Below are 21,620 nucleotides of genomic sequence, written 5' to 3' on the forward strand. Positions count from 1 at the left end.
TAAATGTAAGAAAAAAGGCTGTCCCCTTCAGACAGCCTTTACACACAAAGATCAACAAAATTAAACTCACTTAACTAACACAAACTTATCTTTAAGGTTCGCGTCAGAGCTGCCGCCTACCGACACTTCAAAGTCCCCAGGCTCTGCAACGAACTTCATATCAATATTATAAAAGCGCAAGTCGTTAGTAGAAATCTCGAATTCCACCGTTTTCTTTTCTCCTTTTTTCAGGATCAGTTTCCTAAATCCTTTCAGCTCTTTTACCGGACGGGTTACCGACCCAAATTCATCTTTTACATACAGCTGTACCACTTCCTCACCATCATAATTCCCGGTGTTGGCAACATCAACGCTAACCTTGATCTTTCCGCCCATGCTGATGCTTTTTGAAGAAAGCTTCAGGTTGGAATAATCAAACTTAGTATAGCTAAGCCCGTAACCAAAAGGATAAAGGGGACTATTATCCGAATCGATATAGCGGGACTTGTATTTTTGTTCAGGATCAGAAGCGCCAAGGTATGGCCTTCCTGTATTTTTATGGTTGTAGTATAACGGTACCTGACCTAAATTCCTTGGGAACGTTATTGGCAGCTTACCGCCCGGATTGTTGATTCCGTAAAGCGTCTGTGCAATAGCATCACCGCCCATTGTACCGGGGAACCACGCCTCAAGTATGGCATCCATATTCTCATTTTCCCAGCTAAGGGTAAGCGGCCTTCCGTTCATCAGCACCAAAACAATTGGCTTGCCCAGCTTTTTTAGTTCAGCAAGAAATTCTTTCTGGATACCCGGCAGGTCGATATTGGTGCGCGAAGCAGCCTCTCCTGTCATGTTTTCAAACTCACCCATAACAGCTACGATAACATCGGCTTTACGGGCATTATCAAGTGCTTTCTGCATCATGTCGCGGCGCTGGTCAACGATTTCAACACCTTTATCAAAAGTAACTTTACTTTTATCGGTAATTATTTTGTTCACACCTTCCTGAACGCTCACGGCAAATCCCTGGCGGTCACCCGTAGCAGCCCATGAGCCTATAATGTTCCAGTCGTCGCTTACCAACGGCCCTACAAAGGCTACCTTCTGCTCTTTGTGGAGCGGCAGTACATTGTTGTTGTTTTTAAGCAATACCATCGATTTGTTGGCTATTCGCAATGCAGCATCCAGGTATTCTTTTTTAGTGATGGTAGCAGCCTCCCTTTTCTCGTCGTTATAGCGATAAGGGTCTTCAAAAAGGCCAAGGTCATATTTTGCTTCGAGTATCCTGCGGCAGGCATCGTTTATCTGCGCTTCGGTAACACGGCCTTCGTTCAGAAGCTTTTTTAGCTTTTTGAGGTAAATGCCACCCACCATGTCCATATCAACACCGGCAACCATTGCCAGCTCACCGGCCTGCATAGAGTCTTTTGCAAAACCATGGTATATCATTTCGTTCATGCCGGTATAATCGGTCACAACGAAGCCATCAAATTTCCATTCGTTTTTCAGGATGCCGTTTACAAGGAATTTATTACCCGTAGCAGGTACACCCGATATTTCGTTGAATGAGGTCATGAACGTTTTTACCCCTGCATCTACGGTCGCTTTAAACGGCGGCAGGTACGTTTCGCGAAGTACCCTTTCGCTCATGTCCACCGTATTGTAATCACGCCCAGCCTCGGCAGCCCCATAAGCGGCAAAGTGCTTGGTACAGGCAAGGATAGTATTGTTTAACGAAAGGTCGTTTCCCTGGAAACCTTTCACGCGGGCATAGGCCATTTTAGAACCCAGGTAGGTGTCTTCTCCGGAACCTTCAGATACACGGCCCCAACGCGGGTCGCGGGCAATGTCTACCATTGGTGCAAACGTCCAATGGATACCTGATGCAGCAGCCTCGTCAGCTGCTATACGGGCAGAGAGTTCGGCCCCCTCCAGGTCCCAGCCTGCAGTTTCACCCAGCGTTATAGGGAATATTGTCCTATAGCCGTGTATAACATCGTATCCAAACAGCAATGGAATTTTTAGCCGTGAATTGTCAAGGTTAAGCTTTTGCAGCTCGCGGGTATATTTTACTCCGGTAGCATTTAGTATCGACCCAACGTTTCCTTTTTTAATCTCATTTATAAAGTTATCCCCACCTTTCGGCCCTGTTACGGTACCATCAGCAGTAAATTGTACTGTTTGGGCAATTTTTTCGTCAATTGTCATTTTTGCCATAAGTTCGGCTACAAACTCATCGCGTGGCTTTATTTTTTTGTCGGCTTTCTTCTTCTGCGCATGCATTGACAAAGAAAAAGCCAGTAAAAGGAGTAAGGTCGTATTAAATCTCATTATAGTATATTTTCGAATTAGATGTTTTTGAAAAAAAATACCGTCCTCCGCCATTGGCAAAAGACGGTACTGAAAAAGAATTGCTATGAAAAAATCCTAATCATTCTAAATTAAAATCCATGCTGCGTTGAGTGGAAGCCAAGGTTAAGCAACCCCTGCTGCACTTCCGGCGCCTGCATGAACAGGTTCCACAGCATCCCTGTGCGGTGGTTTTCTATCATTGGCGCTATTGTCCCCTGGTCAATGGCAAGGTAGCGCGGTGTAACCCAGTTGTGGTGTATGCTAAAGGCATCGTACGGCCCTGCCACGCCTATGAGCCTGCTTTTCCAGTCGGCATCTTCATACACGAACCGTAGCATTTTCATTGACTCTTCCGGTGTATATGGGAAAGACGATAATGCTGCCGTTGGGCTGATTATCCCTTTATCGTTTACAGGTGAGTGGGCATCATAGCCTGTACTGCCATTAGGATTGCGACTGTAGCTTGCCGTAAGGCCCCAAACTTTGTCGCTGTATCCTGTCCAGCCCATTGGGTTCGCAACAGAATAAGCGTGCTGTATTTTCGCATGGTTTTGCACCAGTGTCCAGTAATTGGCATATTGATCGCTCAATCCGCGGGGATCCATTCCCAAATACGAATAATGCGACCAGAACATAGGTCCCACATTACCATTAGCTCCATTATAACTTAATACTACCGGGAGGTTGTAGCGCTGACCGTTATTTACTATGGCTCCATTCCTGGCCCAGCCTTCATGGTAGGCTGCGGCATCTACGGGATGCGTTGTGGATGCTGCCGCCATTATATACGTTATGAGGCATTCGTTGTAGCCCTCGAGCTTAAAGTTGATCTGCCATTCGTATTGCGGCGACCAGTGCCAGTACAGCGCATGTTCGCCGCCTTTGGTATACCAGTCCCACTCAACGCCATTCCAAAGTTCATCGGCCTGCTGTGCAAGGGCCTGTTCGGCCTCATTGCCATTTTTAAAATATTCACGCATGCATATCAATGCCTCACATAAAAATGAGGTTTCCACAAGGTCACCGCCATTATCAACTGTGCCAAATGGTATTACATTGCCGTTTATACCATTCATCCAGTGTGGCCATGCACCATGGAACCTGTCTGCATTTTCTAAAAAGTTAAGAGCAGTCTGTAATCTCGTAACTGCTTCTCCGCGCGGTACAAAACCACGCTCTATTCCTACCAGGATGCTCATAAGGCCAAAGCCTGAACCCCCGGTGGTAACAATCTGGGCATCATTGCCCGGATCATCGGTATGGTATCTTTCGCGTGCAAGCTTTGAATTGGGCTCGGCATAGTCCCAAAAGTACTTGATCGCATCTTTCTGGGCAAGGTCGAGGATCTGCTGGTCTGTCATTGTTTCCTCCAATGGAGGAGTAGTATTGTTTTCATCATCATCTTTCTTATCGCACGATGCGCACGAAATGCATAAAGTAAGAATGATGGCTAACTGGTAAATTTTCACTGTGAATTGTTTTTTGATGATGATTTTCTTGGAAATGTATTTTGGAATTTTCAGTATAGTTGGGGACATACTGTCCCGCTCATCGCGGGAGTTAAAATACCCGGCGGCAATGCCGCCGGGATTTATAAATATAAAAATTTTAATTACCTGCCTGCAGACTCCAACTGATAAAGAGCATTGATATCAGCAAGTATAAGTGCTTTTTTGTAAACACGAATTTCATCTATATCACCTTTAAGAGCGGCATTCCATGTATCAACATTAGTACCGTTTGCTACACTTGCAAGAGCTCCAATGATTGGGTGTGACGGTGTAAAGAAAGCAATTGGCAATGGTAAAGTATTATCTCCTTTTCTATCTTCCCATGCAGGATTAGATATTTTAACTCCATTTACATACATACCAACCATAGCATTGGCGCCATTGTACGTAAATACAATGTGAGCCCATTGCCCGCCTGTTTTGTTTGCAAATGCAGCATGAAGCGGAGTCGCGCCTGTATTAGCAGCATTGTCGGAAATCATCCAAGGTTCCATTTTTATCATATTTACACAGTCGCCATTGAAATCAACACCATCCGGTTTCTTAAAATGGTATTCTGCTTTCATCTGGATAGAGTCACTTGATACTAAGCCATGCGTGTTACCAAAAAGAGCAAGGTTTCCAACGTTAGCATTTGGACCACCGGCAAATGAGATAAGCGGGGAAATTGTACTTACTGCATCCGGTGTAAGTTTCTGGTTGGTTATTTTAGCCCAACAGCTTATTGTAAAGCCCGGGTTTGGACCGTTCAATTCGGCAATCGGGGCATAGTCAAGGAAACCTGAATTCAAACGTAAAGCCTGTCCTTTTTTTCCTTCAACCCACGAAGCACCAACAGTGTTTGTTGGCATAGCTCCGGACTTCGATTCTTTACCGTCACCATTAAGGGGCCAGTATGCTAAAAGGTCACTTGCGGCAATCTCATCAGCAGTGTTGTACCCGCCAATTGGGGGAAGGCTGCTGGCTGAATCGTCGCTGCCGCAAGAAGTAAGTACCATCCCTGAAGTAGCGGCCAGGGCGTACGCAAAAATTTTGATTGTTTTCATAGTAAAAATTAAATTAAAAATTAAGTTAGTATTAGTATTCGTGTTTTGAATTAATAATTGTTTTGGGTAAGCCTTCCTCCGCTAACCGCTATCTGAGGGTCCGGTATCGGGAAAACCTCATGCTTGCCAACGATGAATGTTTTTCCATCAGCTGCCATTGCCGCCTGCGCCTGCCCTGTCCTTACAAGGTCGAACCACCTATCATGCTCCATGGCCATTTCCCATCTTCTTTCATTGTATATCTGCTGTAGCGTAATGCCCGAAATCTCTCCAAGCCCTACCCTTGTGCGTATTTCATTAATCCTGTCTTCGGCTTCGCTGGTATTACCCATTTGGTAGGCCGCTTCTGCCCTTATCAAAAGTATGTCACTGTATTTAAGAAGGCGCAGGTTCTTGGCCGTTTCACCTTTATTGCCGTTCCAGGACTCGGCTATACTGCTTTGGTAAGCCTTATAATTATATCTTGGGTTATTCCATGTAGTTGGAGCAATGAAGCCATCCCAAAGCACGCCCGGCACGTACATTATAGTAGCTTGCCTCCTTGGATCCCCAGCTGCATACGAATTGGAAAGATTGACGGAAGGTGTATTGAATCCCCACCCTAGATCGGGTGTTCCTCTTGGCCCCTGAACATCTGTATATCCGCTAAGGCCTTTAGTAAGCGTAGCCTGCACTTCAAATATCGACTCACGCTGGTTCTCGCCAACTTCACGCCATACTTCGGCATAATTTGGCAAAAGTCCATATTCGCCGGATGCTATTACCTGCCCCGCCATATCAAAAGCTTCATTCCATTCCTGTTGGTACAGATGAGCCTTTGCCAGCAATGCCTGTGCAGCACCTTTTGTAGCCCTGCCGAGGTCATTTTGATTGTATTGTGATTTGAGCGGAAGCTTATTCATTGCGTCTGTAAGGTCTGCTTCTATTTGCGCATATACATCAGCTTTCGGCCTCCTTATAAATACAACCTCATTAATAGTTTCGGTATCGTTAAGGTCGATTCGTTCCACCACAATAGGCACATCCCCAAAACACCTCACGAGGTCAAAATAGAATAATGCCCTCAGAAACTTAGTTTCCCCTATCAGCCTGTTTTTCAATGTCGCGTCTATAGACAATTGCTCAAGGTAAAATAACGCATTGTTTGTACGGTAGATGCCCGCATACCTGCCCTTCCATACATCATTGAATGATATATCGGATGCATCAAAGGTCAGCGCATCCATCTTTTGCTTATCTGTTCCTGTATCACTTGGTGTAGAACCTTTATCTGCATCATCGGATGTTATGCTTGTCATCCCGATCCAGGAGAAAGAATACATATCATAATCCAACATCTTATTATATACGCCATTTACGAGCTGTACCGCATTATCCGGATTATTAAGAAAATCAATTTCGTTAATCGCATTTTGTGGATCCACATTCAAGTCATCGTCGCAGGACAGCGTCATTGCTGCCATTACAATTAACGCCCCTGTTATAGCTTTATATGAAAACTTCTTATTCATCTCTGTTATATTTATAATCATTGCTTTTAAAAACCTATGTTAAGGCCGAATAAAAATGTTCTGTTCGTAGGATAAGCGTCCAGTTCTATACCTGCACTGCCAAGAGGGCTTGCATTGTCGTTACCTACTACTTCAGGAGAGAAACCACTATATTTAGTAAACAGGAACGGGTTTATAGCTGTCGCGTACATCCTTACCTTATCTATACCTTTAAATAATTGGGGTAATGTATAGCCAAGAGTGATGTTGTTTATTCTGAGGAAATCACCTTTTTCTATATAGTAGGTAGATGCTCGCGGAACACTATTGGATGGCCGTGGATTAGCAGCATTCGGCGTAGAAGGTGTCCAGAAATTTTCCAATACAGCGTCTTCAATATTTTCGCCGCCAAATCGTTGTGCTCTCTTACCATTGTAAAGCTTGTTCCCACCAACACCATAGGCATCTACAGAAACGTCAAATCCTTTATAGCTTGCGCCAACATTAAAACCATACGTCACTGTTGGAATATACGAGCCTGCCGCTACCCTTTGGTCGCTATAGGTAGGTGCGCCGTCAGAATTATACCCTGTATTTTGGTATACATAGAATGTTCCCAAAGGCTGGCCTACCAGTACCTGCTTGGTATATTGCCCGTTGCCAAGGCTGCCACCGATATAATCTCCAAAGAACGGGCTGTGTACTTCTTCAAGCTCATTTTTGTTGTGCGATACGTTTCCACCAATCCAGTAATTAAAATCCTGTCCTATTTTATCCTGCCATTTTGCAGTAAATTCAACCCCTTTATTGCTTACAAGACCGCTATTGAGTAAAACCGGTTCCGGAGAAAGCACCGTAGGTACAGCAACCGGAAGTATCACATTGTCTGTTTTACGGTTGTAATAATCAAATGATCCTGTAAGCCTGTTGTTCATCACGGCAAAATCAAAACCAAGGTCTATTTCTCTCATCGTTTCCCATGTCAGGTTAGGATCAACCTGGAAAGGCACATTGTTTCCCGGATATATTATCTGGTCAGGGCCAAAGGCGTAGTTGTTACCGGCATTAAAAAGAATCGTATTGATAGTACTGGCATTGGCATTACCCACTTCACCATAACCACCCCTTATCTTGAAATTATTAAGGAATTTCACATTGCTCATAAACTCTTCACCAGTAAGCACCCATCCGGCAGAAACCGATGGGAATGTCTCAAAACGTTTGGCTTCCTGGAAAGCGCTTATCCCTTCGCGGCGTATCGATGCCGAAAAAAGATATTTGCCTTTGTAATCATATTCTCCCCTTGCAAAATAGGCTACCGATACGATAGGTGTTGTACTATTGTTTTGGGCTACCGATCCCGGCGCCACTGTCCCGTTGTAAGATGCCAGGTCAAGATTCCAGTAATTGGATTGTGCCGGGACATCCTGCCTTGTAGCATTCAGGAATTCTGAAATATTGCTGGTTGTCCTTGACAGACCTGCAACCAGTGTTACATTATGGTCTTCTGCAAATGTTTTAGTAAACGTTGCATAGTTATCCCAGTTCCACCTGTAACTCGTACTTCTGCGTTGTTGCAGTGTATTTATAATAGGGTTGTTCGGATTTTGCGTAATATAATCTTCTACGCCAAGTGTAGGATTTGCCGAAAGGAAAATCTCCCTTGTAGGCGTATAGGTGTATCCTTTACTCCAGTTGGCTGTTGCGCCGAAGTTCGAATTAAATTTCAGGTAATCCAAAATTTTTAATTCCGCATTCACTGATCCGATAAGGGTTGTATTCCTGTTCTGCTCATCAAAATTTGCCAGCTGTGCCACAGGGTTAGCCACGTTATTAAACCTGTCACTACCATTTATACTTGCAAGGCCCGTAGCCGGATCCCTTAGAGGAACGCCCCAACGGCCATTTTCAAACCTTACCGGTACAATCGGTGACTGCTTATAGGCATTTGTGAATGCACTCAGCGGTTTAGGTGTCGATTTATTTGTCGAAAGGTTAATAAACGAAGTTATTTTTAATTTTTCATTAAATAATTTGTAAGTGTTGTTGCTTATAACATTGGTCCTTTCAAACTGTGTTCCGTTAAGGATACCTTTTTCCTTATAATTAGAAGCGCCAAAATAATAGGTAGCTTGTTCTGTAGCGCCCGAAAGGGAAACAGAATTGCTCATCATTTCTCCTGTATCGGTTATTTCATCAAGCCAGTCTGTACTATAAGGCTGAGTAGAATTGAAATAAGAAGGGTCACCTAAAGCTGAATTGTTATAATAGGCAAATCGATATGAGTCAGCCATATCAACCTTGCGTTGTATAAACTTTTGGCCGTAGTAAGCATCATAGTTAACTTTGATATCGCCAATTTTGCCTTTTTTAGTCGTTATAATAATAACACCATTGGAACCCTTTTGGCCGTAAATTGCCAATGAAGATGCATCCTTCAGAACATCGATCGTGGCAATATCATTCGGGCTAATTCCATTTAAATTTGAAGTCTCGATACCATCTATTACATATAATGGATCACGTGCGCCTGTAACGGTTCCAAGGCCTCTGATCCGGATAGATGGCGAGCCTCCCGGCTCATCATTGGTAACGATATTTACACCGGCTGCTTTTCCCTGTATTGCCTGAATGGCAGACTGGGCAGGCGTACGCACGATATCTGCCGCTTTAATCTGTACTACCGAACCTGTTATTGCACCCGCTTTTCTTGTTCCGTAACCAATAAGGACAACTTCGGTCATCTCATTGTCGAAAAACACTGAATCGTTAAATACAGAATCATTTATAGCGGGCTGAGGCGTTGTAGGCACTTGTGCAAACGTTATTGCGCCTGTTAGTAAGAAGGTAATATTGAGTACTGTTTTCCTCATGGTATAATTAAATAAAATTTAGCTATCCCAAATTTAAGGAACTAAAACGTTATAGTAAGCACTGTATATACCTTACTACACTACATCATTTTAACATAATTTAACAACAATTTACTGAAATACAGATAATTAAACTGAAACAAAACACATCATAACAATAGCGAATGATGTAGTGATGATGTACAAGAAGTATGTAATAATATAAGATATTTTATAGATATTGTATAAATAATATTGATTTACTATATACTTATCATAAATTTATACAGGCTTTCTTCCGTTCCTATATCTAATTTTTTACGCAATCTGTAACGATGCAGCTCTACGCCGCGAAAAGAAATATTCATTAACGGGGCTATTTCTTTCGATGAAAGATTCATTTTTAAATAAATTGATAATTTGATATCCTTGGCAGTAAGTGTTGGATATTTTTTTGAGAGCTTCTCCACAAATTCCTCGTGGCTTTTGATAAGGTTCTTTTCGAAATTCAGCCACTCATTTTTATTGATTGTATTTGTTTTAAGAATTTTTCGGATACGCGATTTGACGTGGTTGCCATCCGATTCCGATTCCAATACTTCCTGGATACTTTCTATCATTTCGCTATGCTTTGCAATTGAAAGTGACTTGCCGGCGACTTCCGAAGCTTTAGTCTGCACTTCCATTTCGAGCATGTGTTTTTCATATTCCTGCTGCCTTAGCTTATTTTCGGCATCCATTTCGAGTTCCAGTATCTGTGTGCGGTGTTTTAGTTCTTCCTCATTCAGCCTGATCTTTTGATTGTACCTTACCTTATTCCAACGATAGTACAAAAAGAATATACCCGATATAACAAACACATACACAATTACCATTAAAAATGAAAAGTACCATGGCCTGCCTACACTAAAATTATATGTTGCAACCCTGACATATTTTACACCGTCATTATAGTAAACCACTAGCTCCTGTTTCCCACTCGTTAGGTTATTCAATGTCAGGCTGCCATTATCAACCGGAACATAGCCTTCTTCATTAAGGCGGTAAAAAAGGTCAGGTCTGTTATATCCGAAATACCCTGATATGATATTGACCTGAACCGGCTGATTATACTTAATATCTGTATCTTCATCAATAGGCCACCCCTGATAAAAGCCCTCAATAGTTATTTTATGCTCTTTCAGCTTATCACTTTCCGGCTCAAAAGCAAGAAATCCATCGTCAAGATTTAGCAGCAGCCTGTTTCCATCTTTACTTAGCTGTGTGTTTTCCATGATCAGCCTACCCTGGTAATATTTCTCCGGAAGGAGTTTCCATACAAATTCCCCTCCCGATTGGGATATCGTGTACAGGCGGCCATCTTTGATTACCATAAAATTATCATCGTCAATTGGAATGATATCCGAAATATTTCGGAATGAATCATTAAACGGGATATTTTTTTCGAGCCTGGCCGATATACTATTATAGGCGTACCAGGTATTATTAATAAGAAATAATATTTCATTCCTGAAATTGAATATCTTAACCCCGTAGTCACTATTGATGTTGTTTTTCGCCGATACGTTTTCAACGCGCTTTACATTAAAAGACGGATCATAGGTTATTCGATATAAGCTCCTGTAATTATCTGCAGCCCAAAGTTCTCCCGGCTTATTTTGCGCAATGTTCCGAATGGGTTTGGTAATACTGTCGAGAACTTTCCATTTAGCAAGGTCGTTTATGTCTTTATAGACCGCAATGCCCGAATAATTTGCCTGAAAATAAGCGTTGTCATAACTGCTTTTCAGGAACTTCCATCCACCATTTACAGGATTAACCCATTTCAAGGCGCTGCCATTATAAATAAATGTACCGTCATTATGCCCTATAATAAATTCGTTACCATTCTTGTAAATGTCCCATACCTGACCCTGGGAATTAGGTATCGCAGCAAGATTTTTATTATTGTATGTGAAAATTCCGTGGTTGGTCACAAACAGATAACCGTTATCTGTTGTTGAAAGCGAATAAACCGAACCTAGGATACCCGAACTATCAGAAAAAATTGATACAGGCGAATTCACCTCTATATGCGATATTCCGTTGTCAAGCCCCAGCCAGATGTCCTTCTCTCTGTCTAATGTTATAGACAAAACCGCATTGTTCTTAAGTGCATTCCTACGATTAATATTCCTGTATTCCCCAGTGTTTAGATTTATGATATACAGTCCCTGTAAACCGGTACCTATCGCCAGCGTATTCTCGTCGATAAACCTTGCAGCAAGTATCACATCACTTTTTAACAGGTCATTAACCGCGCTTTTCCACGGTATTAGTTTGTTGCCGTTGGCTATATAAACACCGTTGTTTTTAGAAAAAATATAGATATCTCCCCTATTTTTTTCCATCCCGTGGATGATATTCTCCTTTAATTCGGGCCAACCCTTTACGCTGCGAAAAGTTTTGCCATCGAGTATATAAATGCCGTTGCGGACAGAAGCTACATATATAGTATTGTCGATAAGGTAGCAATATGAAATTTGGGAAGGAAATTTTATTTTTTCTACCGAGTTGCCATTGTGGATATAAATTTCATTAAACGACTGAAAATAGATATTCCCGTTATGTTTAAACACTTTCCAAATCTCTTCATTATCGGCATTCCCAAGAAATAGGTTTTTATTTTTGGAAAGCGAAACATATTCCATTTTGCCACGCTTTCGATGCCAATAACCAAATTCTTTATACGACCCGCAATAAATTCTGTCGCCATCAACAAAAACTGAACGTATAATAGTCTTATTCGGGAGGGAATATTTTTCCCATTTCACACCATTATACCTTAGAAAAAAATGGTTGTTGGCAAAATACATGGCATTGTCGGTCCCCTGGACCACATTCCATACCTGATTGTCACCAAAATATTCTGATTTAGTGAAATTTTCAACAAATGGCAATAGTTCCTGTCCTTGAAGAAAGAAAGGTATAAACAGGAAAATATGAAAAACAAATCTTCTTAAGGGCATTTTTTTCAGAATTACTTCTCAAATTTAAAAAACTAATTCTAATAAAGCCTAAAATAAAAAATGCCCCTATAGGTGGGGCACTGATTCTTTCTGTTCTACATATCCTTCAAGGTAGGTAAATCTTTCGGTGAGATGTCCTTTTTCGGTTATTCTCGCCCTGTTAAGTATGCCGTCCTTATCGCCATTATAAAAAGCGGGGATTACATTTTTAAGGAACATTTCACCAAATCCTTCGGTAGCATCCCTTGGCAGTTCGCATGGCAGGTTATCTACAGCCATAACTACTATTGCGGCCGGATGCTGCATGTCTACTTCTTTATCTTCTGAAGGGTGGTAGCCATAAAATGGTTCTGCAATCGTTGAAGACCTTACTGTACATGCCAGCGGCCCATCTACATCGCATGAAATATCAGCTACAACTTTAATTTTATTATCTTTTGATTTCAGCATATCCCGGGTGAGGATAGCCGGTGCGTTGTTTCCATAAAAGTGGCCTGCAATAAACATATCAGACACCTTTGTAAACCGTTCGAAATCGGAAATATACTCCTGAGGATTTGTGTAAAAATCTTTATTATCGAGTTTTTTGCCGTCTTTCCTTTTGTTATAATCCGTTACATCTATTTGTACATACACCGGTATGTCATATGACTTGGTAAGGAAATCGTCAACAGAAACCTCTTTTATCTTAATGGCATCCAGTATTTCCTTTGCCCCCATACCTACTTTCCCTTTACCGGTAAGTACGGTTTTTAGTGGCGGCAATGTTATCCTTTTAAGCCTCCCTACAAGTGCATCCTTGTCCTGGAGTGACTCTGCCTTAGCAAGATTGAAAAGGTCATATTTTTCCCCAAAGGCCCTGAAGCCGTTATATGCTCCTACATTGCCAGCATACCTGCCGAATCCTATAAGCCGTTTGTTGTTAGAATCAACAATTGTCTCATGATCAAAGAGTTCAATATCACGGTCAATAACAGCCTGCAGAAGTTTTTGGTTATGCGACTGTTTTTTTATAGTATGCGAAAAGAAAAAGTATTTTTTCTCAGGGATAAGTGCATTAACAGGAACCTCTTTTACCCCGATAAGGACATCACAATCTGTCATGTCATTACTTATCTCAAACCCAAGCGCCTCATATTCCTCATCTTTAAAGATGCGTATATCGGACGATTCCACTTTAATTTCTGCCTGCGGATACATTTCTTTAAAGGCTTTCAGCATCTTTGGTGAAAATACTGCCCTTTTATCCGGCGGCGACTTTCTTTCCTTTATTATCCCAAACTTCATAGCAATCTCAACTTTTAATGCGACATTATTTGTTAGGCCAGGCACAGCGAAAACGTTGTATTTGAAAAATATCACGTAAACCCAGCAAAACCTGCCCAAATATAACAGTAATTGCGCTTTTAAGCAATTATTATTTTAAAAATAAATTGTTATATTTGCAGCATATTATTTGGTACTGTTTTTGTATACCAAATCTATAGATTACTGGGGTCGACTGGTTTTGACAGCAGGCCGGACTGGACAGTAAGCACGTCGGGATATGAGGCTGTTCCCGTACATCATTGCCTCGAACATTTAAACGGCGAAAATAACTACGCTCTAGCTGCATAATCTAAATTAAAGTAAGATTAGCCTCGTCCCTGCAAGGCAGGGAAGCAGGATTCTCCTGAAAAGCCCTGGTTTATGGCGTTTCGACAAGGAGAACCGTAAAAGTAGACCTGGGGGTTTCTTCGCTTCGCGGAAGCCCTGAGAAAACAGAAGATAAGTGGTGTGTGGTAGTCTCCGGCCTTGCACACTGACGAAAACCCAAGCGGAAACTAAGCGTGTAGAAAGCTCTTCTATCCCCTGTTTGGACCCGGGTTCGATTCCCGGCGATTCCACGAAGACGGTTTAAGGCATGCTTTTCAAAGTTGCCAAAAACACACAAAACGTCTCGAAAAGCCTTTAAAGCCTGCAAATTTTGATATTTGCAGGCTTTTTTATTTTACCTTCAACAAGCAAAATTTTCAAAAGTGCCCAAAGTTCCTGGTGCAATTTCGGTGCAATTTTGTACAAGCGAAAAAAGTGCACCGAATTTGCACCGAAATTGCACATAAATACCTGTACTACAAAAGGTAAAGCAGGTTAACGACTTGACTGAAGAACGGCATAATCTTATATTTATTAATTTAAAACAGTAAGTTATGTTAGAGACAAGCTTTGGGCTGAGCTCCTAGTACCAAAGCCAAATAGGAATGCAAGTCTTCCTTCCACCGTTATACTGGTTCCCGAACAATGTCCCCTGAGCTGCGAAGTGATCATGGCGTATGCATTTTTTTGGCCTTCCTTCAAAATGTCCACTACGGGCCTATAGGAAATCGGCATTCTACCCAACAGGGCCGTAGCCAGGCCCCATCCAAAAATCTGCATAAAGGCAGCATCCAGGCCCCTGATAAATTCCAGCTGCTCCACGAGAAGCTCGAACCGGCTCGCTAGGAATGCGCGGGGATCGGCAGCGGCCTCGCCTGCCGTTGACTGTAGCCTGCTGTCATCGTACTTATAAACCTTGGCGCAGAACGCTGCTACGCCCTCAGTGGTCAATGGGAATCTGGTCATTGCTGGACTATTTGGCCGTAAAGTTATTGGTAAATGCGGCAGCACAACTTTACAAAAACGTGCAAAAAGTTGCAAAAAGGAAGCTTTTATTGCTGGCGCATCAGCGAAAGTGGATGCCTCGATCCGGCTTACTTTTTACAATTTGAGTACCAATACAGTTTACCCCCTTCTTTTCAGCTTTCGCTTCAACAGGATTATATTCAGCTTAATATTGTCATAGAGTAAGCCTGCCAGTATCAGCATCCCTCCAAGGAACAGTACGCGCAACCCTATCCTGGAGTAAAAGATACCACCCGCAATGCCGCCCATAAAGAAAAAGCTGATGATCGTGACCCTCAGCTTGACTGATGAGAAAAGTGCTGCCCTGATATTTTGTTCCCTGTAAAAAAAAAGCTGGGAGAGCTCAATCCCCAGATCGGTGAACAGCCCCGTCAGGTGGGTGGTCCGGACAACCGAATTGGATATCCTTGTCACAAATGAGTTCTGCATGCCCATAGCAAAAAGCAGGGTGAAAGAAATCAGGTTCGGAAAGCCTGCAAGCAGGTGCTCGCCGAAAATGGCAATAAAAAACAGTAGCAGTATCTCCATGGAGGCAGGGATGACATGCACAATGTTTTCCTTCCGGCGCACAGCTGCCAATTCCATGAGAAGGCTGGAAGTGAAAGAACCCATAAAAAAGAAAAAGATATACAGGAAGTAAACGAGCGCCGTGATAAAGCGAAGCTTGAAGACCTCATCGACAAAAAAGGCGAAGTGCCCGGTTACGTTGGTCGTCAGGGTCTGGACTGCAAAGACCCCCGCTACGTTCACCAGCCCCGCAACAAAGGATAACAGGGAGGCAATTTTCAGGTTATGCGTTAAGCTTCTATTTTTTCCGTGGTGTTTGAACATTTTGCCGGCATCTTTTAATTTGCCATCCGTAATGGCTTATGGTAGATCTTGTCCTATGGTGCTATTGCTTCATTTCATCATCCTGATAAGCAATCGTTATATTGATCAGGATTGCTCTTGCTATGCGCATTATCGGGACCTGGAGCAGAAAGCACAGTATCATCAATACCGGCAACAGTACCTTAAAGGGTACCTTCAGGCTCTCATGGAGGTAATACCCAAGAACCAATAAGAATGCCAACAGGGCTACTACGATCGGATAGCTTATCCACAAGGCTGCCGAATAAAAGCCCGGCTCAATCGTAAAGTCCTGGTGGCAATGCGGGCACTTTTGGGGCATTGCAAGAGCCTTACTCATTACAAAGAGCCCGGGTACGGTAAACAGGTTACCCTTGTGGCATCTCGGGCACTTCAGCCTGAATATGTTTACCAGTACATTTCTTTTTTTCACAACTTTGGGATTATTAAACTTTATGCCTGCATTGCTTCGACATGCCTGCATCAGGCTTCTGTTGATAATTAGGTATAAAGGTAAACCTAAACACTACATATTTGTTTACAATGGCCCTGCCAAATTACCTTGCAGAAAATTTTTACCCATGCGTGCGGTTTGGAAAGCTACTATTGCTTCATATGATTTTGCTACGGACAGGAGACCTTCTAATGCGATGGCCTACACTTCAAGAGAGTTTCCCTGAAAGATATGATGAAGATCCTGTTTGTATTGAGAAATAGCTTTTCATTGCTGGCTACATTACTATTTTATATTTGAATTTACCTGCTTACAAAAATGCATGAATTTTCAATAACATTTTATTCAAATGAATATTTGACTATCTTTGCATTATGGCAAAGTTAGAAGAACTTAAGCGACATCTCAGACGGGGGCGAGTTTATCGCCGGTCCGACCTGTCCAGGTGGTCACGTTCAGTTGATCGCCATCTGGATGAGCTTGTCAGTGACGGCACACTTGAAAAACTTTCCCAGGGGCTGTATTACTATCCCGAATTGTCATCTTTTGGTAAGACGCCGCCCCGTGAGGAAGTTGTGGTACGAAGTTTTTTGAAAGACGACCGCTTTTTGCTGACATCATTAAATGCTTATAATGCACTTGGTGTTGGGACAACGCAGCTTTACAACAGGCAGACCGTTTACAACCATAAGCGCCATGGTGATTTCACTTTAGGGAATAAGACCTTTTCATTTCGCGTAAAGCCTCATTTCCCCCGCAAAGCCACGCCTGAATTCCTCTTAGTTGACCTGGTCAATAACCTCGACCAGCTGGCTGAAGATCGTGATGAAGTTTTGCAGAAAGTCAAAAGCAAGATGCATACTATGAATCCTCAAAAACTGGAGCGCGCTTTGCGTGACTACGGGAGTGCGAAAACAAAAAAAATACTGAAACCTGCCTTAACCCTAGCCCATGCCTGATTTTCTTCATAATCATAAAGATTTTGCATCACTGCTGCGCATCGTAGGGGAGGAAAGAAAAATTCTTCCCGGCCTTATAGAGAAGGACTACTGGATCATGCATACGCTATTCGGGCTCAAACAAAACGGTTTTGAATTTGAGCTCAAAGGCGGGACCTCATTATCAAAAGGGTATCGAATAATCCATCGGTTTTCAGAAGACATTGACATTCACATTAAGCCGCCAGCCGAAATGAAAATCAATGAGAACCCGAATAATACAAAATCCGGAGCAATTGCCGCAAGGAAGGCTTTCTATGATTGGCTGGCTAAGAATATAAAGATTGAGGGCATCGTAAATACCGAACGTGATACAGATTTTGATAATACCAAATCGTATTTAAGCGGAGGGATCCGCCTTCATTACAAAACCTTTACTGACCCTGTTGATGGGGTAAAAGAAGGTATTCTCCTTGAAGCGGGCTTTGATAAGGTCACACCAAATAACAAGGTCACAATAAGCTCGTGGGCATATGAAAAAGCCATTGAAAGTAAAGTTGAAGTCATCGACAACCGTGCGATTGAAGTAGCCTGCTATCATCCCGGCTATACCTTTGTAGAAAAATTACAGACTATTGCAACCAAATTCAGGAATGAGCAGGAAGATGGCAGAGAACGCCCAAACCTGATGCGTCAATACTACGATGTCCATAGTTTGCTTCAGGATGCGTCTGTCCAGGAATTCATAGGGACAGAAGAGTACCTTCAACATAAGGCTGATCGCTTTCCAAAGGCCGACTTTGAGATTCCAATTTCTGAAAACCAGGCATTTTTGCTTACTAAAGATGACCTTAAAGATAAGTTCAAAGCAAGATACCAAAAAACTGCTGCATTGTACTATAATGGCCAGACACCTTTCGAAGAGCTTTTATCAACGATTGACGCGTGGGTAAAAAAGCTATAATCTGTTAATCGAATTAGTTCACGGCTTTAACTTTTAAAACGGACATTTATTTATACTTTTGCACTTAATCATAATTATTTCGTTCTTATTAAATCAGTTAGCTTCTTTGCAGAAACTTTAAGATACTAAGGTTTTCAATGCACTTTTAAACTTGTGGCAAAATCGGGGCAATGCCGAATTTGCAAAGTATAAAACCTAGCATTGGCGCGGGTTTTCGGGCTTAGGTTCGATTCCCGGCAAGTCCACGAAGACGGTTTAAGGCATGCTTTTCAAAGTTGCCAAAAACACACAAAACGTATCGAAAAGCCTTTAAAGCCTGCAAATTTTGATATTTGCAGGCTTTTTTATTTTACCTGCAACAAGCAAAATTTTCAAAAGTGCCCAAAGTTCCTGGTGCAATTTCGGTGCAATTTTGTACAAGCGAAAAAAGTGCACCGAATTTGCACCGAAATTGCACATAAATACCTGTACTACAAAAGGTAAAGCAGGTTAACGACTTGACTGAAGAACGGCATAATCTTATATTTATTAATTTAAAACAGTAAGTTATGTTAGAGACAAGCTTTGGGCTGAGCTTCTTTATGAAGCCGCCAAAAAAAGAGACAAACATCAGGTACATCTACCTGAGGGTAACTGTGGATGGAGTGCGCAAGGAAACCTCAAATATTTAAACATTCCCCTGCTTATACACGATGATGCTGTGATCGCTGAATACTGCTGCAACTACAGTAACATCTAAGTTTCCGTTATTTGGTACTCCTGTAAAAGTTCCTATCCATCGCGTTGGCGCAATATCATCGCTTACAAAAGCGGTGTGGTTGTTCGCCACCCGGATAAGGTAACCCGTACCTTCGGCAAAGCCGGTCGTCACCGGGTCTGCAACCACAGAATAGGCATCACTCATTGGGTTGTAAGTGTAAAAACGGTTGTCCAGCGTTTGGGGTGAAAAGCCTTTCAGCTTCTGCCCTGCCACCGGAGATCCCCATAGTGCATAGTCAAGCCTGTACATTGGGGCGCTTTCTTTAATAACGCTTATAGTTCCCGCGTTATCCACATCGTCCACCTGGATGAGGTTGGTGTTGTGCTGTACTATAAAGGCTGCATTCTCATTATCCACAACCACGGCACCTTTTATAGTGAAGTTCTGCCCTGCTGCAATGACAACATCGCCAATGTATACCGTAAGCGAGCAGGCGGTTATATGTCCATTTTCAGACGAGTTGTAGTCGCCTTCTATAATAGCAGAATACTCATAAGATAACAGTAAGCCGTTACTCCATGCATCCCCGTTCCATGCAGTGGTAATACTGCAGTTTTCTTTAAACTCATAGGCGCCAATGTCTATGCTGCTGCCGTCAATCCTTGCATTGCCTGCCAGGTCTGTAGCTGTAGCCGCGTTGTCAAAAAATCCGGTATTTCCTGCATTTATTGCTGGGCTTCCCGGCTGTAAAGTGTAGTCCAGGTTTGCAGGATCGGCAAATAACGGATCTGCCTTTATAATACCCGGCCCGTCATATCCCCAGGTATCAGCAGGAACCATAACATTTACCATAGTGATAGGATCGTTTATCTGAAAAGGGGTAGCGATTCAATGGCAAGGACGGCGCAAATGATCTGTCTTTAAAATAATACCCGATCCTGAGCAATACCAGATAAATTGCTTCATAAAAAAGAAACCTTACATTTGTGATACTAAATCTTACAAATCGTGGCGACCTGCAAACAAGTCTTTTTCTTCTTACTGGTGACGCTTATTACCTGCGGAGCCAGTTGTAAGCTTTATGCCTCAGAAAGCTGGTCTGCCGTTGCATTTGATAAAATGAGCAATGATGAAAGATACCGTTATGTGCACAGTTATCCTTTTTGGAAGATTGACGACAGTACTACCCTGACATTGATTTTACGGCAGATGTATGAGACTGCGGAAAAGAAAAAAGATATCCATACTGTCCTGGCTGTAGAATTTTACTGGTGCCTTTGCAGCGGCAACCCGGGAATAAAACTTCCGGATGGCAAAACTGCCTATATGCTCTTAAAGGATATTAAGGCCCTGGCCGAACAGAACGGGTATGATATTGAAGCCGCTGTTGCAGATTTTTACCTTGACCGAAACACGGATCTTAAGCTAACGAATGAGCAAAAATATATAGAGGCACAGAAAATAACCGAACGTATGCAGGCAATAGGCTTTGAAAAATTCAGGGACTATTACATTGACAACATGATGCTCAATATAGCGATGTATATGTGGGATATGGAAGATTTTGAGAAAGCCTTCAGGTACCTCTCCATTGCGGAACGGTTTATTAATAAAACCGAAGAAGGCGCTTATACCTACACTCAGGTTTTAAGTTATTTGCAGTCGTATTGGAAAATGAAAAAGGATTACAGTAAGTCACTGAGCTATGCTTATAAGATAAAAAACTTCCACGAACACTTTACCACTACCGACCCCATGCGCCAGTGGTGGAATAACTTCTGGAAAAGTTTTTCTAATATCGAAATAGCAGATATCCTTATTAAAGAGGGAAAATTTGCAGAGAGCGAGCAATATGCCGGCAAAGGATATGAACTAAGCCAGGTACCCGAACGGCTTGTAAATAAAATTGTTAGTCATCAGGCCGAACTGGATGCCTTATTGGTATTGACAGATGTAAAGCTGCAGTTAGGAAAACTGAAGGATGCGGGTATTTTACTGGAACGCGCCCTGCAAATAAAAAATATGCTGGAGGCTAAAGGTAAACTGGAATATTTTAAACCCTTAAAGCTCTACAAATTACTGGCTGCATATAATGAAAGGATGGGTAATGCCAATGATGCACTGACCTATATGCACAAGGCAGCTGCTTTGCAGGACAGCCTCAATAAAAAAAATGATGCCCATAAGCTGGCACTGGCGCAGCAACGGTTCGATGCCGAAAAGTATTCGCAGAAAATTGCGATGGTAGAAAGGGAGCGGCAACTTGAAAAAATGCTTCGCAATGCTGCCGTAGCCATTCTTGCACTTGTGGTTATAATGGGTTTCGCATACTTTAGGAACCTTAAGGCGAGGAAGAAACGGAAAGAAGCGGAACTTGAAGCGACCAGGTTGCTGCTTTTACAGCAAACAAAGCATTTAAGAGAAAAATCAGAGTTAGCGGATAGTCTTCGCAGTGAAATTGAAAAGCACTTATCACAAACGGAAAAAAGCCAGTATCTGCTGCAATTATCCAATGCTACCATACTTACCGATGAAGACTGGACGAATTTCAGGACATTATTTGAAAAAGTGTATCCGGATTTTATCATTGAACAGAAACAGCTTTATCCTGGCATTACCCCTGCGGAAATCCGGCTTATCGTGCTGGAAAAACTCGGATTGACAGCCCAGGAAATGGCCAATATGCTTGGAGTAAATAAAAACACCATACACCAAACGCGTCTAAGGCTTCGTAAAAAAATGGACAATGTTACGGCATAGTATAATCATTTTTATATCCATTACTAAAAACACACCCTATTGTTTCTGAAACAAGT

General features: G+C 42.3%; 15 protein-coding genes and 1 other RNA gene. 5 read left to right on the forward strand and 11 right to left on the reverse strand.

All coding sequences use genetic code 11. The annotated features are described in order from the left end of the window. Positions 1-66: 66 nt before the first annotated feature. The 7 genes from bglX to AAEO56_RS16810 form a co-directional block, all read right to left on the reverse strand. The gene (gene bglX / locus AAEO56_RS16780) at positions 67-2,310 is read right to left on the reverse strand and encodes a beta-glucosidase BglX (RefSeq protein WP_341698228.1); all 2,244 of its coding nucleotides are present in this window, start codon (positions 2,308-2,310) and stop codon (positions 67-69) included. Between the two features lie 110 nt (positions 2,311-2,420). Beyond that, positions 2,421-3,800 carry a glucoamylase family protein gene (locus AAEO56_RS16785; protein ID WP_341698229.1) on the reverse strand — a complete coding sequence of 460 codons (1,380 nt, stop codon included), beginning with the start codon at positions 3,798-3,800 and terminating at the stop codon, positions 2,421-2,423. 143 nt (positions 3,801-3,943) lie between these two features. Then, on the reverse strand, positions 3,944-4,888 hold the full coding sequence (locus AAEO56_RS16790) for a LamG-like jellyroll fold domain-containing protein (protein WP_341698230.1): 945 nt from the start codon (positions 4,886-4,888) through the stop codon (positions 3,944-3,946). Positions 4,889-4,938: 50 nt separating this feature from the next. Further along, positions 4,939-6,399: a RagB/SusD family nutrient uptake outer membrane protein gene (locus tag AAEO56_RS16795; RefSeq protein ID WP_341698231.1), complete on the reverse strand. Its 1,461-nt coding sequence runs from the start codon at positions 6,397-6,399 to the stop codon at positions 4,939-4,941. 26 nt (positions 6,400-6,425) lie between these two features. Continuing rightward, positions 6,426-9,251 (reverse strand): SusC/RagA family TonB-linked outer membrane protein, encoded by a 2,826-nt coding sequence (locus AAEO56_RS16800; protein WP_341698232.1) that lies wholly within the window; start codon positions 9,249-9,251, stop codon positions 6,426-6,428. A 242-nt stretch (positions 9,252-9,493) separates the two neighbouring features. Next, positions 9,494-12,238, reverse strand: coding sequence for a histidine kinase (locus AAEO56_RS16805; protein WP_341698233.1), 2,745 nt, complete (start codon positions 12,236-12,238; stop codon positions 9,494-9,496). 66 nt (positions 12,239-12,304) lie between these two features. Further along, the gene (locus tag AAEO56_RS16810) at positions 12,305-13,525 is read right to left on the reverse strand and encodes an NAD(P)-dependent oxidoreductase (protein ID WP_341698234.1); all 1,221 of its coding nucleotides are present in this window, start codon (positions 13,523-13,525) and stop codon (positions 12,305-12,307) included. Positions 13,526-13,731: 206 nt separating this feature from the next. Here AAEO56_RS16810 and ssrA point away from each other — a divergent pair. Further along, positions 13,732-14,127: a transfer-messenger RNA gene (gene ssrA / locus AAEO56_RS16815) on the forward strand. Between the two features lie 298 nt (positions 14,128-14,425). Here the strand turns inward: ssrA and AAEO56_RS16820 are convergent. The 3 genes from AAEO56_RS16820 to AAEO56_RS16830 all read right to left on the reverse strand — a co-directional run bounded on the left by AAEO56_RS16820 (position 14,426) and on the right by AAEO56_RS16830 (position 16,181). Beyond that, complete coding sequence (locus AAEO56_RS16820) at positions 14,426-14,839, reverse strand: hypothetical protein (RefSeq protein WP_341698235.1); 414 nt, start codon at positions 14,837-14,839, stop codon at positions 14,426-14,428. 159 nt (positions 14,840-14,998) lie between these two features. Beyond that, positions 14,999-15,730 (reverse strand): YoaK family protein, encoded by a 732-nt coding sequence (locus AAEO56_RS16825; protein ID WP_341698236.1) that lies wholly within the window; start codon positions 15,728-15,730, stop codon positions 14,999-15,001. A gap of 61 nt (positions 15,731-15,791) precedes the next feature. Further along, positions 15,792-16,181, reverse strand: a complete 390-nt coding sequence (locus AAEO56_RS16830) for a DUF983 domain-containing protein (RefSeq protein ID WP_341698237.1) — start codon at positions 16,179-16,181, stop codon at positions 15,792-15,794. A 395-nt stretch (positions 16,182-16,576) separates the two neighbouring features. Here AAEO56_RS16830 and AAEO56_RS16835 point away from each other — a divergent pair, with 395 nt between their 5' ends. The 3 genes from AAEO56_RS16835 (at position 16,577) to AAEO56_RS16845 (ending at position 18,775) form a co-directional block, all read left to right on the forward strand. Further along, positions 16,577-17,161: a DUF6088 family protein gene (locus AAEO56_RS16835; RefSeq protein WP_341698238.1), complete on the forward strand. Its 585-nt coding sequence runs from the start codon at positions 16,577-16,579 to the stop codon at positions 17,159-17,161. Continuing rightward, the gene (locus AAEO56_RS16840) at positions 17,154-18,104 is read left to right on the forward strand and encodes a nucleotidyl transferase AbiEii/AbiGii toxin family protein (RefSeq protein WP_341698239.1); all 951 of its coding nucleotides are present in this window, start codon (positions 17,154-17,156) and stop codon (positions 18,102-18,104) included. The genes AAEO56_RS16835 and AAEO56_RS16840 overlap by 8 nt, the downstream gene beginning before the upstream one ends. Positions 18,105-18,652: 548 nt before the next feature. Continuing rightward, positions 18,653-18,775 (forward strand): hypothetical protein, encoded by a 123-nt coding sequence (locus AAEO56_RS16845; RefSeq protein ID WP_341698240.1) that lies wholly within the window; start codon positions 18,653-18,655, stop codon positions 18,773-18,775. On the opposite strand, the gene AAEO56_RS16850 is transcribed toward AAEO56_RS16845, so the two are convergent. Then, positions 18,772-19,656, reverse strand: a complete 885-nt coding sequence (locus AAEO56_RS16850) for a choice-of-anchor Q domain-containing protein (RefSeq protein WP_341698241.1) — start codon at positions 19,654-19,656, stop codon at positions 18,772-18,774. The two genes, AAEO56_RS16845 and AAEO56_RS16850, sit on opposite strands and share 4 nt — an antisense overlap. 156 nt (positions 19,657-19,812) lie before the next feature. Between AAEO56_RS16850 and AAEO56_RS16855 the strand changes: the two genes are divergently transcribed. Next, entirely contained in the window at positions 19,813-21,564 is a 1,752-nt protein-coding gene (locus AAEO56_RS16855) for a helix-turn-helix transcriptional regulator (RefSeq protein ID WP_341698242.1), read from the forward strand. Positions 21,565-21,620 lie beyond the last annotated feature (56 nt).

It is taken from the genome of Flavobacterium arundinis (assembly GCF_038289855.1).
GTDB lineage: Bacteria > Bacteroidota > Bacteroidia > Flavobacteriales > Flavobacteriaceae > Flavobacterium > Flavobacterium arundinis.

Excerpts from the sequence above, each read along its gene's own strand:
- bglX (WP_341698228.1), bottom strand. The coding sequence starts at position 2,310 with ATGAGATTTAATACGACCTTACTCCTTTTACTGGCTTTTTCTTTGTCA.
- AAEO56_RS16805 (WP_341698233.1), bottom strand. The coding sequence starts at position 12,238 with ATGCCCTTAAGAAGATTTGTTTTTCATATTTTCCTGTTTATACCTTTC.
- AAEO56_RS16850 (WP_341698241.1), bottom strand. The coding sequence starts at position 19,656 with ATGGTAAATGTTATGGTTCCTGCTGATACCTGGGGATATGACGGGCCG.
- AAEO56_RS16800 (WP_341698232.1), bottom strand. The coding sequence starts at position 9,251 with ATGAGGAAAACAGTACTCAATATTACCTTCTTACTAACAGGCGCAATA.
- AAEO56_RS16795 (WP_341698231.1), bottom strand. The coding sequence starts at position 6,399 with ATGAATAAGAAGTTTTCATATAAAGCTATAACAGGGGCGTTAATTGTA.
- AAEO56_RS16790 (WP_341698230.1), bottom strand. The coding sequence starts at position 4,888 with ATGAAAACAATCAAAATTTTTGCGTACGCCCTGGCCGCTACTTCAGGG.
- AAEO56_RS16840 (WP_341698239.1), top strand. The coding sequence starts at position 17,154 with ATGCCTGATTTTCTTCATAATCATAAAGATTTTGCATCACTGCTGCGC.
- AAEO56_RS16825 (WP_341698236.1), bottom strand. The coding sequence starts at position 15,730 with ATGTTCAAACACCACGGAAAAAATAGAAGCTTAACGCATAACCTGAAA.
- AAEO56_RS16845 (WP_341698240.1), top strand. The coding sequence starts at position 18,653 with ATGTTAGAGACAAGCTTTGGGCTGAGCTTCTTTATGAAGCCGCCAAAA.
- AAEO56_RS16820 (WP_341698235.1), bottom strand. The coding sequence starts at position 14,839 with ATGACCAGATTCCCATTGACCACTGAGGGCGTAGCAGCGTTCTGCGCC.
- AAEO56_RS16835 (WP_341698238.1), top strand. The coding sequence starts at position 16,577 with ATGGCAAAGTTAGAAGAACTTAAGCGACATCTCAGACGGGGGCGAGTT.
- AAEO56_RS16810 (WP_341698234.1), bottom strand. The coding sequence starts at position 13,525 with ATGAAGTTTGGGATAATAAAGGAAAGAAAGTCGCCGCCGGATAAAAGG.